The organism is Paenibacillus zeisoli, assembly GCF_003994465.1.
Lineage (GTDB): Bacteria > Bacillota > Bacilli > Paenibacillales > Paenibacillaceae > Fontibacillus > Fontibacillus zeisoli.
In genome coordinates this window covers 52,798-66,900 of sequence record NZ_RZNX01000002.1, presented here as the reverse complement: position 1 = coordinate 66,900, position 14,103 = coordinate 52,798, and the positions used below count along the sequence as shown (strand labels likewise).

The 14,103-nt window shown below is 44.5% G+C and carries 15 protein-coding genes; all 15 read left to right on the top strand.

What is annotated here, in order from left to right; translation table 11 throughout:
• Positions 1–35 precede the first annotated feature (35 nt).
• On the top strand, positions 36–809 hold the full coding sequence (gene rfbF / locus EJP77_RS06345; protein WP_127198385.1) for a glucose-1-phosphate cytidylyltransferase: 774 nt from the start codon (positions 36–38) through the stop codon (positions 807–809).
• Positions 806–1,885 (top strand): CDP-glucose 4,6-dehydratase, encoded by a 1,080-nt coding sequence (gene rfbG / locus EJP77_RS06340; RefSeq protein WP_342772989.1) that lies wholly within the window; start codon positions 806–808, stop codon positions 1,883–1,885. The genes rfbF and rfbG overlap by 4 nt, the downstream gene beginning before the upstream one ends.
• The gene (locus EJP77_RS06335) at positions 1,886–3,112 is read left to right on the top strand and encodes a class I SAM-dependent methyltransferase (protein ID WP_127198383.1); all 1,227 of its coding nucleotides are present in this window, start codon (positions 1,886–1,888) and stop codon (positions 3,110–3,112) included.
• Positions 3,113–3,652, top strand: coding sequence for a dTDP-4-dehydrorhamnose 3,5-epimerase (gene rfbC, locus EJP77_RS06330; RefSeq protein ID WP_127198382.1), 540 nt, complete (start codon positions 3,113–3,115; stop codon positions 3,650–3,652).
• Complete coding sequence (locus EJP77_RS06325) at positions 3,649–4,143, top strand: acyltransferase (RefSeq protein WP_185897205.1); 495 nt, start codon at positions 3,649–3,651, stop codon at positions 4,141–4,143. The genes rfbC and EJP77_RS06325 overlap by 4 nt, the downstream gene beginning before the upstream one ends.
• Positions 4,140–4,961 carry an NAD-dependent epimerase/dehydratase family protein gene (locus tag EJP77_RS06320; RefSeq protein ID WP_127198381.1) on the top strand — a complete coding sequence of 274 codons (822 nt, stop codon included), beginning with the start codon at positions 4,140–4,142 and terminating at the stop codon, positions 4,959–4,961. Before EJP77_RS06325 ends, EJP77_RS06320 begins: the two co-directional genes overlap by 4 nt.
• 164 nt (positions 4,962–5,125) lie before the next feature.
• Positions 5,126–5,524: a flagellar protein FlaG gene (locus EJP77_RS06315; protein WP_127198380.1), complete on the top strand. Its 399-nt coding sequence runs from the start codon at positions 5,126–5,128 to the stop codon at positions 5,522–5,524.
• 13 nt (positions 5,525–5,537) lie between these two features.
• Entirely contained in the window at positions 5,538–7,079 is a 1,542-nt protein-coding gene (gene fliD, locus EJP77_RS06310; RefSeq protein ID WP_127198379.1) for a flagellar filament capping protein FliD, read from the top strand.
• Between the two features lie 32 nt (positions 7,080–7,111).
• Positions 7,112–7,504, top strand: coding sequence for a flagellar export chaperone FliS (gene fliS / locus EJP77_RS06305; RefSeq protein ID WP_127198378.1), 393 nt, complete (start codon positions 7,112–7,114; stop codon positions 7,502–7,504).
• Positions 7,497–7,832, top strand: a complete 336-nt coding sequence (gene fliT, locus EJP77_RS06300; RefSeq protein ID WP_127198377.1) for a flagellar protein FliT — start codon at positions 7,497–7,499, stop codon at positions 7,830–7,832. Before fliS ends, fliT begins: the two co-directional genes overlap by 8 nt.
• 226 nt (positions 7,833–8,058) lie before the next feature.
• Positions 8,059–8,256: a cold shock domain-containing protein gene (locus EJP77_RS06295; RefSeq protein WP_024631599.1), complete on the top strand. Its 198-nt coding sequence runs from the start codon at positions 8,059–8,061 to the stop codon at positions 8,254–8,256.
• A gap of 217 nt (positions 8,257–8,473) precedes the next feature.
• Complete coding sequence (gene hpf, locus EJP77_RS06290) at positions 8,474–9,040, top strand: ribosome hibernation-promoting factor, HPF/YfiA family (protein WP_127198376.1); 567 nt, start codon at positions 8,474–8,476, stop codon at positions 9,038–9,040.
• 210 nt (positions 9,041–9,250) lie between these two features.
• The gene (gene secA / locus EJP77_RS06285; protein WP_127198375.1) at positions 9,251–11,758 is read left to right on the top strand and encodes a preprotein translocase subunit SecA; all 2,508 of its coding nucleotides are present in this window, start codon (positions 9,251–9,253) and stop codon (positions 11,756–11,758) included.
• A 154-nt stretch (positions 11,759–11,912) separates the two neighbouring features.
• Positions 11,913–13,032, top strand: a protein-coding gene (prfB, locus tag EJP77_RS06280) for a peptide chain release factor 2 (protein ID WP_127198374.1) whose coding sequence is annotated in 2 segments (ribosomal slippage) — positions 11,913–11,984 and positions 11,986–13,032 — 1,119 coding nt in all. Because the reading frame shifts where the segments join, the coding sequence is not laid out codon by codon here.
• A 91-nt stretch (positions 13,033–13,123) separates the two neighbouring features.
• Entirely contained in the window at positions 13,124–14,011 is an 888-nt protein-coding gene (locus EJP77_RS06275) for a YitT family protein (protein WP_185897270.1), read from the top strand.
• Positions 14,012–14,103: the final 92 nt, after the last annotated feature.

Sequence of the window (14,103 nt, the reverse complement as noted above, 5' to 3'; positions counted from 1 at the left end):
CAGACTACATCATATGAGAGTAGGAAGTGAACTTTATGAAAGCAGTCATCCTAGCTGGGGGTTATGGTACTAGAATTAGCGAAGAAACGCATTTAAAACCCAAGCCGATGATTGAAATCGGCGGGAAGCCCATACTCTGGCATATTATGAAGGTATATTCCCATTATGGAATTAATGACTTTGTTATTTGCCTTGGATATAAAGGTTATATGATCAAAGAATACTTTGCCAATTATTATCTGCACATGTCTGATGTGACCTTTGATATGAGAGATAACAATATGAAGGTACACAATAATACAAGCGAGCCGTGGAAAGTCACGCTTGTTGACACAGGTATGGAGACGATGACAGGTGGCCGCCTCAAGAGAGTACAGAAGTATATTGGCAACGAAACGTTTTGTTTTACCTATGGGGACGGGGTTTCTAATGTTAATATTACGGAACTTATTGAGTTCCATAGGAATAATGGAACCCAAGCTACTCTTACAGCAGTTCAGCCTCCTGGACGATTCGGAGCGTTGGATATTTTACAGAACAGAATAACCAGTTTTGAAGAAAAACCTCAGGGCGATGGAAGTTGGGTGAACGGTGGTTATTTTGTTCTAGAGCCCGCCGTCTTTGATTTGATTGAAAATGATGCTACGGTGTGGGAGCTCGATCCTTTAGAGCGATTAGCAAGAGACAATCAGCTGTCGGCTTTTAAACACAGTGGCTTCTGGCAGCCTATGGATACATTAAGAGATAAAGTCAAGCTTGAGGAGATGTGGGATACAAGAGAAGCTCCTTGGAAGGTATGGCAAACATGAGATCATTTTGGAAGGATAAACGAGTTCTTATCACAGGACATACTGGTTTTAAAGGTAGCTGGTTAGCATTATGGCTGCAGAAGCTTGGGGCTGAAGTATTGGGGTACTCGAAGGAACCCTCAACTAACCCTAACTTATTTACCCAGGCAGAAGTCGGCAATGGAATGACGACAGTGTATGGGGACATCTGTGATCTATCCCTATTAACTAAGACCATGGCTGAGTTTGACCCGGAGATTGTCTTTCATATGGCAGCACAATCCCTTGTAAGAAAATCATATCAAGAGCCAGTGGAGACCTTTTCGACTAACGTCATGGGTACAGTAAACCTGTTTGAAGCTGCCCGTAGTGCCTCGAACTTGCATGTCATCATAAATATTACAAGTGACAAGTGCTACGAGAATCAGGAATGGCAATGGGGGTACAGGGAAATAGATCCGATGGGCGGGTATGATCCATACAGTGCCAGCAAGGGCTGTGCTGAGCTGGTAACAGCTGCTTACCGGCGTTCATTCTTCCCGGTTGAGAGTTATAATCAGCATAGAGTAGCTGTTGCTAGTGTGCGTGCAGGGAATGTGATTGGCGGAGGTGATTGGGCTGAGGATCGCTTGATTCCCGATCTTGTTAGAGCGATTCGAAGTAATCAGCCTCTTTCAATTAGAAATCCAAATTCCATTAGACCATGGCAGCATGTCCTAGAGCCACTATATGGTTACTTGCTGTTAGCCGAGAAAATGTGGGAAAGAGGCGCAGAGTTTAGCGATGCATGGAATATAGGTCCATCTGATAACGACGCTATCCCCGTAGAAGCGATCCTGCACTTATTCCAAAGAGCTTGGGGCGAGAACCTGAACGTCCAAATTGATGAGGGAAATCATCCGCATGAAGCCAATTACCTTAAACTTGACTGCTCGAAAGCAAGGATGCAGCTGGGCTGGAAGTCGACTTTGTCCATTCAACAATGTATTGAATGGGTAGCGGAGTGGACACGTACGTATATGCAAGAGGGCAACATACGCGAATTTACATTGCGTCAAATATCATCCTTTGAAGAGATTATAGAGGAGAATAAATAAATGCAAAGCTGCCGATTTTGTGGGGAAGCGTTGACTCAGAATTTTGTCGATCTAGGGATGTCCCCACTTTCAAATTCTTTTATAAAGCCAGAGCATGTATATGCTGCGGAGACTTTTCTCCCGCTGCATGCCTTTGTGTGTAGTCATTGCTATCTAGTTCAGCTTGAAGATTATGAAAGTCCTGATCATATCTTTCAGGACTATGCATATTTCAGTTCCTTTTCGGAAAGCTGGCTTCGGCATGCACAGAGCTATGTCCATAAAATGATGTCGGAGTATCCGATAGGGACAAACAGTCAGGTTGTCGAAATCGCGAGTAATGACGGCTACTTACTCCAATATTTCAAGGACAACGAAGTGCCTGTCTTAGGTATTGAACCCGCCAGAAATGTTGCTCAGGTCGCTATAGATAAAGGGATACCGACAATCTCAGAGTTTTTTGGCAGAGAACTGGCAAATGATTTGAGTGCAAAGGGTAATCAAGCGGATCTCCTTCTTGGGAACAATGTACTGGCGCATGTACCTGATATTAACGACTTTGTTGCAGGTATGAAAATTTTGCTAAAGCCTGATGGCATAATCACGATGGAGTTTCCTCATCTGATGAAACTGATTGAGAACGTACAATTTGACACGATTTATCATGAACATTTCTCTTACCTCTCATTTACCGCTGTAAATCAAATTTTCCAGAAGCATGGGTTACAGCTATTTGATGTCGAAGAGCTTCCAACGCATGGAGGGTCCTTGCGGGTCTTTGTTAAGCACGAACAGGATCAATCCAAGCGGGTGCAAGAACGTGTCCAATCTCTTTTGAACGAGGAAGAAGAATTCGGAATCAAGAGTATGAGGGTCTATGAGATGTTTGGTCAAAAGGTAAAGAAAGTGAAACGGGATATATTAGAATTCTTAATTAAAGCAAAGAATGAAGGGAAGACGGTTGTAGGTTACGGGGCCCCTGCAAAAGGAAATACATTACTTAACTATTGTGGAATCGGGACGGACTTTATTGACTTTACAGTGGATCGGAGTCCATATAAGCAGGGATTATTCCTGCCAGGAACCCATATTCCAATCCATAGCCCTGAACAGATTAGTGAAGCTAAACCAGACTATGTTTTTATTCTTCCATGGAATTTAGAAGAAGAAATCATGAACCAATTGTCATATATTCGTGAGTGGGGTGGGCAATTTATTATCCCGATTCCAGAAGTTGTGGTGAAATAAATGATTTTTCATAAGACTTCATTAGAGGATGCTTATATCATTGAAGCTGAACCCATTGAAGATGAACGAGGTTATTTTGCTCGTACCTGGTGTAAGCGTGAATTTGAGGCTCAGGGGTTAAGCTCGGAACTTGTCCAGTGCAGTATTTCCTTCAATAAAAGAAGAGGCACCTTAAGAGGGATGCATTATCAGATAGCGCCGTACGAAGAAGTTAAATTAGTTCGCTGCACAAGAGGTTCTATATTTGACGTTATTATAGATATGCGTCCAAACTCAAGAACTTATCTGAAATGGATATCTATTGAATTAACCGCTAATAATCGTAAGATGCTGTATATACCAGCAGGGTTTGCGCATGGTTTCCAGACACTAGAGGACAATACAGAGGTGTCCTATCAAATGAACGAGTTTTATCACCCGGAATGTGCCAGAGGCATTAGGTGGGATGATCCACTTTTTAATATTGATTGGCCCATTACGGATCAGATCATAATGTCGGAAAAAGATCGAGCTTATTTATATTGGCGGGAGGGGAAATGAGGTTGTTGCAAATCTCTGATCAAGCAAACATTTCAAAATATGCTGATATTGAACCATCCGTCAGGGGCACTAAGATTATCATTCATGATGGTGTAATGATCGATTCCTTCGTTAAAATAAAACCAGTGGGCGGAGATGGGGATGTAATCATTGGTAAGAATACGAATATTAATTCGGGTTGCGTCCTCTACTCCGGAAACGGTATTACAATTGGCGAAAGTGTTCAGATTGCGTCAAATTGTACATTGGCGCCGGTTAATCATGAATATCAGTCAAAGGAAGTAACTATAAAAGAACAACGATTTATGCCAAGCAGAGGTGGAATTTTAATAGAGGACGATGTATGGATAGGTGCAAACTCTGTGATTTTGGATGGAGCTATAATTCGAAAAGGGGCAGTAATCGGAGCCAACTCCCTAGTTAATGGGGAGATTGAGGAGTATTCAGTTAACGTAGGGAGTCCAGTAAGGAAAATTGGTGAGCGTACATGAGAACTACAGTGATAGGTGGAAACGGATTTATAGGGCGAAGTATTATACATTCGCTTAAAGAAATGGGTGAAGAATATTATTCTCCCTCAAGGCATGATACTTCAATTTTTTCTGAATCACTGGGACACGTAATCTATTGTGCTGGAGTTACGTCGGATTTTCGCCAACGACCTTTTGATACTGTCCGTGCTCATGTGGTTCACTTGACTGATCTTTTGGAAAAAGCAGACTTTGAGTCCTTTCTATACTTATCCTCAACCAGAGTGTACTTTCACCAATCAGGTGATTTATTGGGAGATGAGGATATGTCCCTTCAAGTTAATCCTAATCTCCCAGAGGATTTGTTCACTCTCTCCAAACTAACCGGAGAATCCCTCTGTCTCACTGTAAATCGCCCAAATGTTCGGATTGCACGAATTTCCAATGTATGCGGCAATGATTTTGACTCGAACAATTTTATTTATTCAATTATTAAAGAGGCTGTTGACGATTCGATCATTACTCTTCAGACTGCTTTAGATTCCGAAAAAGACTATATTAGTTTATCTGATGTAGTAAAATTGTTAATTCGGATTTCTCGTACGGGAGAATCCAAAGTATATAATATTGCGAGTGGAGTTAACATTCCACACCGTGTTTGGGTGGATGAGATATCAAGTAAGACGGGATGCTTAGTTAAGGTTAATCCTGAAGCGAAAACAGTGAAATTCCCACCTATCAACAATCAAAAAATTAGAAGTGAGTTTCAGTTTGTTCCTAAGGATGTCATTAGTTTGCTGCCCAACCTAATAAATGCATATTCTAGTATGAAAAGATAACACCGTTAGATTTATCGCTCCAAGTGAATTTGTTTTCGACTTGAATTGCTGCCATCCCCTGTTTTCAAGAACAATATGAAAATAGGGTTATTTTTATTGTTCTCTTCATAACTTACCAATAACAACCGATAAAAATAATAAACATGCCATCGGAGGTTGTCAAAATGAACTTGCAATTCTCTCTTTCGACAAATACGGTGGGCGGCAATACAACTACTAACAATGTCAGTCAACCTAGCGATAGTGCTGCCTCTAATCAAACCAATCAACTAGTACAAGCAGTGAAAAGCGGGATAGAGTTAACGAAGCTTGAGAAACAAGGTGTGCAGATTTCAGTTGGTGATGAACAGCTGATTCGGGCCATTGACAGAGCAGTCAAAGCGCTGCAAGGTCCTTCTACTACTTTGGAAATGAGCGTACATGAAAAGACTCATCAAATCATGGTCAAGGTTCTGAACAAGGATACAGGTGAATTAATCAGAGAGATCCCTCCTGAGAAAACGCTGGACCTTGTAGCTAAGATGATGGAGATCGCAGGTATCTTAATAGACCAAAAAGTGTAAGGAGGATGACAGCGTGCGTATTAACGGATTTTCAGGTATGGATATAGATAGCATGGTAAAGAGTCTGATGACCGCGCAGCGAGCTCCGCTGGACAAGCTTAATCAGAAGAAGACTATCCTTCAATGGACTCGTGATAGTTACCGTGATATGAACATCAAGATTGTAGATGCCAAGAAAAAGCTGGCTCAATTTGGTCTTCAATCGGCAATGAACACACAAGCTTCTACGGTTACGGGGAACACCAGTGCTGTGAAGGCAAGTGCCCAGGCAACAGCCTCAAGTGCGACGATGACAGTGGATGTTACTAAATTAGCAACTAAATCTACATTGCAAACAAAAGATGCAGATAAATTGATTGTAGCGGGAAGCAGCCCGGCAGTAACAGCGACTCTGAGTACAACATTAGCCCAACTGGTAAATGGAACAGCATCTGGAACATATGAGCTTAATCTTAATGATAGGACAATGTCTTTTAATAATACAGATACCATTTCGGCAGTCCTAGGAAAGATAAACTCATCTGATGCCAATGTTACAGCTTCTTATGATGAGGTGAGTGGTAGATTCTCTATTGTAGCCAAAGACTTTGGCACTAGTAATGAGATTAGATTTACTGATGCAACCAAGACAGCTAAATCCAGCACTTTTTTAGATTTAATCAAAATTTATACGGATCCTGCTAGTAACACAGATCCTGATCCTACAAAAAACAATGTTATAAAAGCCTCAAATGCTAGCGTAACCGTCACTTCTGATGGAGCCGCCAAAACCTTCACACCAGAAGGAAATACACTTACCGTCAATGGCGTTGTTCTTACCTTGATGGGGACGACAACTCTGGGCGGGCTGGCTACAATAACGACACAACCTGACCCAACCACAGCGCTAAGTACAATTAAATCTTTTGTCGAAAATTATAATGATCTAATCAACACATTCAATACTAAAGTAGATGAAGAGAAATATAGAGATTTCCTTCCTTTAACAGATGATCAGCGAAGCAATATGAAAGAAAGTGAAATTACGGAGTGGGAGAAGAAGGCTAAGAGCGGTCTGCTGAAGAATGATGGGATACTTAACTCAGCCATCGCCTCCATGCGGGAAGTAATTACCACACATCTAGGAGATTTAAGCTCGATTGGGATTACGACAGGCAGCTACTATGAGAATGGACAACTGACAGTTGATGAGAATAAGCTAAAGTCAGCACTGCAGAACAATCCTGACAAAGTGCTGAGCATTTTCCAAGGACCAAGCGGCTCAACGAATTCAGGGATTTACAATGAACTTAGCAATAAATATGATAATACACTCGACTTATTCGTCAAAAAAGCAGGCACATCAAAATTTAGTTCAGATACTAATATGATCTACAAAACCCAGAGTATTATGGGAGATCAACTTAAGGATTACAACAGTCGTATTTCTAATCTTCAGACTCGCCTTAAAGGGATTGAAGATCGCTACTACAAGCAATTTACCGCAATGGAGACTGCCATGAGCAAGCTTCAGTCACAGTCATCGAGTCTCTTTGGCACACAAGCATCTAGCTAAAATTTCAAGAAAAAAGTAAAGGGTGAAGGCACTTGATTACATCTCCTTATGAAAAATACCGTCAGTCATCCGTCCAAACATCTACCCCGGGGCAGCTGCTCTTAATGCTATTTGATGGAGCCATTCGATTTGTTCGCACGGGAATGGATGGGTTGCAAAATCAGGATATTTCTAAGGCAAACCTTAACCTGGGTAAGGCTCAAACGATTATTAGCGAACTAATTGTAACTCTAGATCCTTCCTATGAAGTTTCTGAAGGGTTGGCATCATTGTACGAATATACGAATCACTTATTAATACAAGCAAATGTGAAGAAAGATGTGCAGCCGGCTGAAGAGGCTTTAGGTTATCTTGTTGAGCTCAAGGAAACCTTTGCTCAAGCTGTTAAACTAACAGCTGGCAATCTAGAGTTGTCCAATGGATAATGTAATTACTTCACTCAGGGCTTTAACAGAGTCCGTGGTGATCAGGCTTCAAATGATATCCTATGAAGAACTAGACTCTTTTATTGAGGAACGTCAGCACTTAATTGACGAGCTGAATCAGTTAAAGCTAACAAGCCCATTCAACCCTGCTCAGCAAAAAGAACTGCAAGACATTGTGCAAGCAGACTCTGTCATCCTTGCTCGTATGGCGGCACTTAAGGCCGAAGCCGCAGATTGGCTGCAGCATCGCGGGCAGGTAAGAACCCAACGGAATGCATACGAAGCTTCCTATACACCAGATAGCATTCTCTTGGATCGCCGAAAGTAACGGCGCCATATTATCAAATATTCAAACGAGCCTGGTACCCCCGTACCCGGCTCGTTTTTTGTCGAACCCCACCCTGTAAAAATCTGATAAAACCAGACAAAATCCCACATTTTATTTACAGAAAAACCTTTTCATTTCCAATTGACAACGCTCAATTGAGGGTGGTATATTCCAAATGTGAAGAAATCTTCACACTTTCATTTGACTAAGAAGGGAATGTTAGTGCATGCAAGGTAAAGTTAAATGGTTTAACGCTGAGAAGGGTTACGGTTTCATCGAAACTGAAGACGGAGGCGACGTATTCGTTCACTTCTCCGCAATCCAATCCGAAGGCTTCAAGACGCTTGAAGAAGGACAATCCGTAGAATTCGATATCGTCGAAGGCGCACGCGGACCTCAAGCCGCTAACGTAATCAAGCTATAATCATCCCGGCTCTTGCCGACCTATATACCTGGTAACGATGGTTAACAATTGAATTCGCTAGCAACAGACTCTGGACTTTCCAGGGTCTTTTTTTGAGCTTTCTAAATGTTACACACGCCGTCACAAATGAGTTCGATTTTTGACCTATTTTGCAGAGTTAACATTTTAACTTGGGCTTTACATATGGTATAATATAGAGGCAAAGGAGGAGTGCCCTATGAATTACAGTATTCGAGGACAACAGATTGAAGTGACTGACGCCTTGTATGATTACGTGGACAAGAAACTCAGCCGGCTTGAGAAGTACTTTGATGCACCTCCCACCTCAGAAGGACATGTAACCCTTAATGTCATCCGGGGATTGCACACAGTGGAAGTAACTATTCCACTAACCGGTGTAGTGCTCCGGGCAGAGGATAAGAGCGATGACATGTACTCATCCATAGATGAGGTAGTGGACAAGCTTGAACGCCAGATTCGTAAGCACAAGACCAAGGTGAACCGCAAATTCCGCCAGGAAGGCAGTCTGAAGACGTTGTTCGTCGAGGAGCCTGTGGATGGACCTATGCTTGCGAGCGAGGAAGAAGATGCGCTAACCGATGATGATCTCGAAGTAGTCCGTACCAAGCGCTTTACCTTTAAGCCAATGGACGTGGAGGAAGCCATACTTCAAATGAATATGGTTGGGCATGATTTCTTTGTATTCTCCAATGTGGATACCCGTGAGATTAACGTAGTGTATAAACGTACCGATGGGAAATATGGACTTATTGAACACGCTTGATTAAGTGATCCAAGGAATCAGGTAACATTCGAATTTATTTTATCCAGCTAATACGTAAGAGACCGAGCCTCATCCGCCTCGCGGGTAAGGCTCTTTATTCATATATGGGGAAATTTGCCGCGGGAAAGCGCTCTAGCTTAAGTTGCGGCAACCTTGACAAACTGTTACAATTTAGGCAAATCATCTGTTTATGCGTGAAAGGGGAAAACCATGCTAGGACTAGTGAAAAAGATATTTGGCGACACGAATGAACGTGATGTCAAACGTCTGATGAAGACGGTCGACATAATTAATACATTGGAACCTAAATTTGTGGAGCTCTCGGACGAGCAGCTGCAACATAAAACGGTAGAATTTAGAGAGAGACTAGAGAAAGGCGAGGATATCGACGATATTCTGCCTGAAGCTTTTGCGACCGTACGGGAAGCTTCCAAGCGTGTATTGGGCAAGCGTCATTACGATGTGCAGCTCGTTGGCGGTATAGCTCTTCATGAAGGCCGTATTGCGGAAATGAAAACCGGGGAAGGGAAAACATTGGTCGGAACCCTGCCGGTTTATTTGAATGCACTCCTTGGCAAGGGTGTTCACGTGGTTACAGTCAATGATTATTTGGCACAGCGGGATAGCGCAGAAATGGGCCAAATCTATAATTTCCTGGGTATGACCGTTGGGGTTAACCTGAGCGGTATGGCGCATGAAGAGAAGCAGGCTGCTTATGCTTGCGATATTACGTACGGAACGAACAATGAATTCGGGTTCGACTATTTGCGTGACAATATGGTCCTCTATAAAGAGCAGATGGTTCAGCGTCCGCTCTATTTCTGCATTATTGACGAGGTGGACTCCATTCTTGTCGATGAGGCGCGGACACCGCTTATTATTTCTGGACAAGCACAGAAATCAACAGAGCTGTACTATGCAGCCGACCGTTTTGTGAAGCGTCTGGAAGCGGAAGAAGACTTCAACGTGGATATCAAGGTCAAGGCCGTATCTCTAACCGAGAAAGGCGTGGCGAAGGCGGAGAAAGCTTTTGGAATCGAGAATCTGTATGACCATGCTCATGTAACGCTTAACCACCACATTGTACAGGCTCTCAAGGCAAATGCTATCATGCGCCGTGATGTGGATTATGTGGTGACGGAAGATGAAGTCGTTATCGTTGACGAATTCACAGGCCGTCTGATGGCCGGACGCCGTTACAGTGATGGCCTTCACCAGGCGATCGAAGCCAAGGAAGGCATTGAAGTGCAGAACGAAAGTATGACACTGGCGACGATTACGTTCCAGAACTACTTCCGTATGTACCGCAAGCTTGGCGGAATGACTGGTACGGCGAAGACTGAGGAAGAAGAATTCAAGAAGATCTATGGTCTTGAAGTTCTTCAGGTTCCTACGAACCGTCCGAATCGCCGTGTGGATAACCCGGATATCGTGTATAAGAGCGAAGCAGGCAAGTTCAAGGCTGTAGTGGAAGAGATTGTGAAGCGTCATGCTTCCAATCAGCCGGTCCTTGTAGGTACAGTGTCCATTGAGAACTCCGAGCTTCTTCATGAAATGCTGAAGCGCAAAGGCGTTCCACACAAGGTGCTGAATGCGAAGTATCATGCGGAGGAAGCAGAGATTATTTCCCGTGCAGGTGAACCGGGTTCCGTAACGATTGCAACCAATATGGCTGGACGCGGTACCGACATCATTTTGGGTAACGGCGTATCCGAAATTGGGGGTCTGCACATCATTGGTACAGAGCGCCACGAGTCGCGCCGGATCGATAATCAGCTTCGCGGCCGTGCCGGGCGTCAGGGCGACCCAGGATCAACCCAGTTCTATCTGTCACTTGGTGATGAGCTGATGAAGCGGTTCGGGGCTGACAACGTGCTGGCCATGATGGACCGTCTTGGTTTCGATGAGGATTCACCGATCGAGAGCAAAATGATCACCCGTGCCATTGAGTCTGCCCAGAAACGGGTAGAAGGTAATAACTTTGACGTGCGTAAAGTCGTGCTTCAATATGATGACGTGATGAATCAGCAGCGGGAAATTATCTACAAGCAGCGCCGCGAAATTCTCGAATCCGAGAACATCAAGGAGATTGTGCTTGAGATGATTAAGCCGGTAATTGAACGTATTGTAATGGCTCACTGCAGCGATGATATTCCGGAGAACTGGGAGCTGGAGGAAGTAGCTGAGTACATCAATAGCAAGCTGCTTGATGAAGGCCAGTTGACCAAGGATGAGCTGTGGGGCAAGGAAGCTGAAGAAATCATTGAATATATCTTTAATAAGGTCATTGAGAAGTACAATGCCCGTGAAGAGCATATCGGCGTTGAAATGATTCGTGAATTTGAGAAGGTCATCGTGCTTCGTGCCGTAGATAGTAAATGGATGGATCATATCGATGCCATGGATCAACTTCGTCAAGGTATCCACCTTCGTGCTTACGGCGGTACAGATCCGCTTCGTGAGTACCAATTCGAAGGTTTTGAAATGTTCAACGAAATGACAGCGAGTATCCAAGAGGAAGTCGCAACATATATTATGAAAGCACAAATCGAGACCAATCAGGAGCGTCAGACCGTGGTGGATGAGAACCAAATCTCCACCAACGGCGAGCCTGCCGAGAAGCGCCCGGTTCAACGCGGCGAGCAGATCGGACGCAATGATGATTGCCCATGCGGCAGCAGCAAGAAATACAAGCACTGCCATGGACAGAACGACTAAGTGCAGTTTTTATATATAGGGTAGGCTGGAGTGAAGCTGCGATAGAGCACGATGCTCCCCCTGGAAGAGTGTCTATGAGAAGCAGGGAGTCCTCTCTATCCTGTGTCATATACCAGCCACCGTATATACCAAGTAGAAGAGGTGACGTAGCAACATGATCGATCCAAGTGTTAAGCAGGATCTGCGTGAAATAGCCAAGAAATTATCCAACCTTAGGGGGTCTCTTTGACTTAGATCTGAAGCAGGAAATGATTGCGAACTTTGAGGAAAAGATGGCTGCGCCTGATTTCTGGGATGACAACGAATCTGCCCAAAAAGTAATTGCAGACATGAACGCCGTCAAATCTTCAGTCGATCAATATGAGAAGCTCCAGTCCGAGAATGACGACATCGTCGTCATGATCGAGCTTGCAGAAGAGGAAGGGGATGCGGCGCTGCTTACCGAGATTGCCTCGTCCGTGGAAGCTCTGCTTAAGCGTCTGGAAGAGTTCGAGCTTCAGCTTCTCCTGAACCAGCCTTATGATAAGCTCAATGCGATCCTTGAGCTGCATCCAGGTGCCGGAGGTACCGAGTCCCAGGATTGGGGTCAGATGCTGCTCCGGATGTATACAAGATGGGCAGAGAAGCACGGCTTCAAGGTGGAGGTGCTCGATTACCTTCCCGGGGATGAAGCGGGAATTAAGAGTGTGACGCTGCTGATCAAGGGATACAATGCCTACGGCTATTTGAAGACGGAGAAAGGGGTTCACCGGCTAGTCCGGATCTCTCCGTTCGACTCTTCGGGCCGCCGCCATACTTCCTTCGTATCTTGTGACGTTGTGCCTGAAATTACGGAAGATGTCGATGTGGAGATCCGCACAGAAGATCTGAAGATTGACACCTACCGGGCCAGCGGCGCAGGCGGTCAGCACATAAATACTACGGATTCCGCTGTACGGATTACCCATATCCCAACTGGCGTGGTTGTGACTTGTCAGAATGAACGTTCCCAGATCAAGAACAGGGAGCGGGCCATGACAATGCTTCGTTCGAAGCTCTATGAACGCAAGCTGGAAGAGCAGCAGAAGCAGCTGGATGAAATCCGTGGAGAGCAATCTGATATTGCCTGGGGCAGTCAGATTCGATCCTATGTCTTCCATCCTTACAGCATGGTTAAAGATCATCGGACCTCTATTGAGACGGGGAATACCGGTGCGGTTATGGATGGCGAACTGGATGCCTTCATCGATGGATATTTGCGGAGCCAAATCAAGACTGAGGCTGAACAAGCATAAGATCAATAAATATACGATTCCTGCACAAGTTAACTTGTGCGGGAATTTTTTTGGCCATTAACACTTTGACGTAGTGAAGGAGAACTGAATGATGCCCCCAAAAGGCCGTAAACGCAGAATTAATGAGGTATTTCCTGTAAGTGGTCCAGCTCGGCATGTGCTGGATAGTATGATGATTATAATTGGATCTTTTATAACAGCCCTGGCTTTCAATATGTTCTTGCTGCCGAATCATATCGCGTCTGGGGGAGTATCGGGACTCTCCATAGTGGTGAACTCGTTATTCGGTATTGAGCCGGCGTACGTCCAGTGGGCGCTGAATATTCCTTTATTTGCTGCAGGCTTCCTGCTGCTTGGCCGTAATTATGCGATTCGTTCTCTTCTGGGGACAGTAGTGCTGCCGTTATTCGTCTATTTGACGAAAGATTGGATCATTCCAACGACCGACCCGCTGCTCTCATCTCTGTACGGAGGGATTGGGGTTGGTCTGGGGCTGGGAATCGTGTTCCGTGGACGTGGCTCTACGGGGGGGCTATCTACCCTGGCTCAAATTATCCAGAAGTTCAGCGGGCAGAGCTTAAGTACGTGCGTAGTGATGATGGATGGACTCGTTATCACGCTGGCGGGTATTGTATTGTCACCCGAAAAGGCTCTGTATGCGCTTATTGGCCTCTATATAACAGGCAAGATCATAGATGCGGTGGAGCTGGGGTTGAATTATACAAAGGTGGCTTATATCATCGCCGAGAAGACGGATGAAATCTCGGAGGCGGTGCTGGTTCACCTTGATCGGGGACTGACGAAGCTTAGCGCAAGAGGCGGGTACACTGGCGATAATCGGCCAGTGCTGATGGTTGTTGTTGGTCAAAGTGAGGTCACCCGCCTGAAGACACTGGTCCAGCAGCTTGAACCGACTGCTTTTGTCATCATCACGAATGCCCATGAGGTGCTTGGGGAAGGGTTCAAGAGACAGGCTTAGTTAAAGAAAGTTGAGCTTAAATTAACAAACTATATGTTGAAGTTAGGAAATGATCCACTGTATATATTTTATCTAAGTAAAGATTCGATATG

What these genes read in the sequence shown, in the direction of transcription:
- EJP77_RS06275 (WP_185897270.1), top strand. Translation starts at nt 13,124, where the DNA reads ATGCCCCCAAAAGGCCGTAAACGCAGAATTAATGAGGTATTTCCTGTA.
- EJP77_RS06315 (WP_127198380.1), top strand. Translation starts at nt 5,126, where the DNA reads ATGAACTTGCAATTCTCTCTTTCGACAAATACGGTGGGCGGCAATACA.
- rfbC (WP_127198382.1), top strand. Translation starts at nt 3,113, where the DNA reads ATGATTTTTCATAAGACTTCATTAGAGGATGCTTATATCATTGAAGCT.
- fliT (WP_127198377.1), top strand. Translation starts at nt 7,497, where the DNA reads ATGGATAATGTAATTACTTCACTCAGGGCTTTAACAGAGTCCGTGGTG.
- rfbG (WP_342772989.1), top strand. Translation starts at nt 806, where the DNA reads ATGAGATCATTTTGGAAGGATAAACGAGTTCTTATCACAGGACATACT.
- EJP77_RS06320 (WP_127198381.1), top strand. Translation starts at nt 4,140, where the DNA reads ATGAGAACTACAGTGATAGGTGGAAACGGATTTATAGGGCGAAGTATT.
- EJP77_RS06325 (WP_185897205.1), top strand. Translation starts at nt 3,649, where the DNA reads ATGAGGTTGTTGCAAATCTCTGATCAAGCAAACATTTCAAAATATGCT.
- EJP77_RS06295 (WP_024631599.1), top strand. Translation starts at nt 8,059, where the DNA reads ATGCAAGGTAAAGTTAAATGGTTTAACGCTGAGAAGGGTTACGGTTTC.
- EJP77_RS06335 (WP_127198383.1), top strand. Translation starts at nt 1,886, where the DNA reads ATGCAAAGCTGCCGATTTTGTGGGGAAGCGTTGACTCAGAATTTTGTC.
- hpf (WP_127198376.1), top strand. Translation starts at nt 8,474, where the DNA reads ATGAATTACAGTATTCGAGGACAACAGATTGAAGTGACTGACGCCTTG.
- rfbF (WP_127198385.1), top strand. Translation starts at nt 36, where the DNA reads ATGAAAGCAGTCATCCTAGCTGGGGGTTATGGTACTAGAATTAGCGAA.
- secA (WP_127198375.1), top strand. Translation starts at nt 9,251, where the DNA reads ATGCTAGGACTAGTGAAAAAGATATTTGGCGACACGAATGAACGTGAT.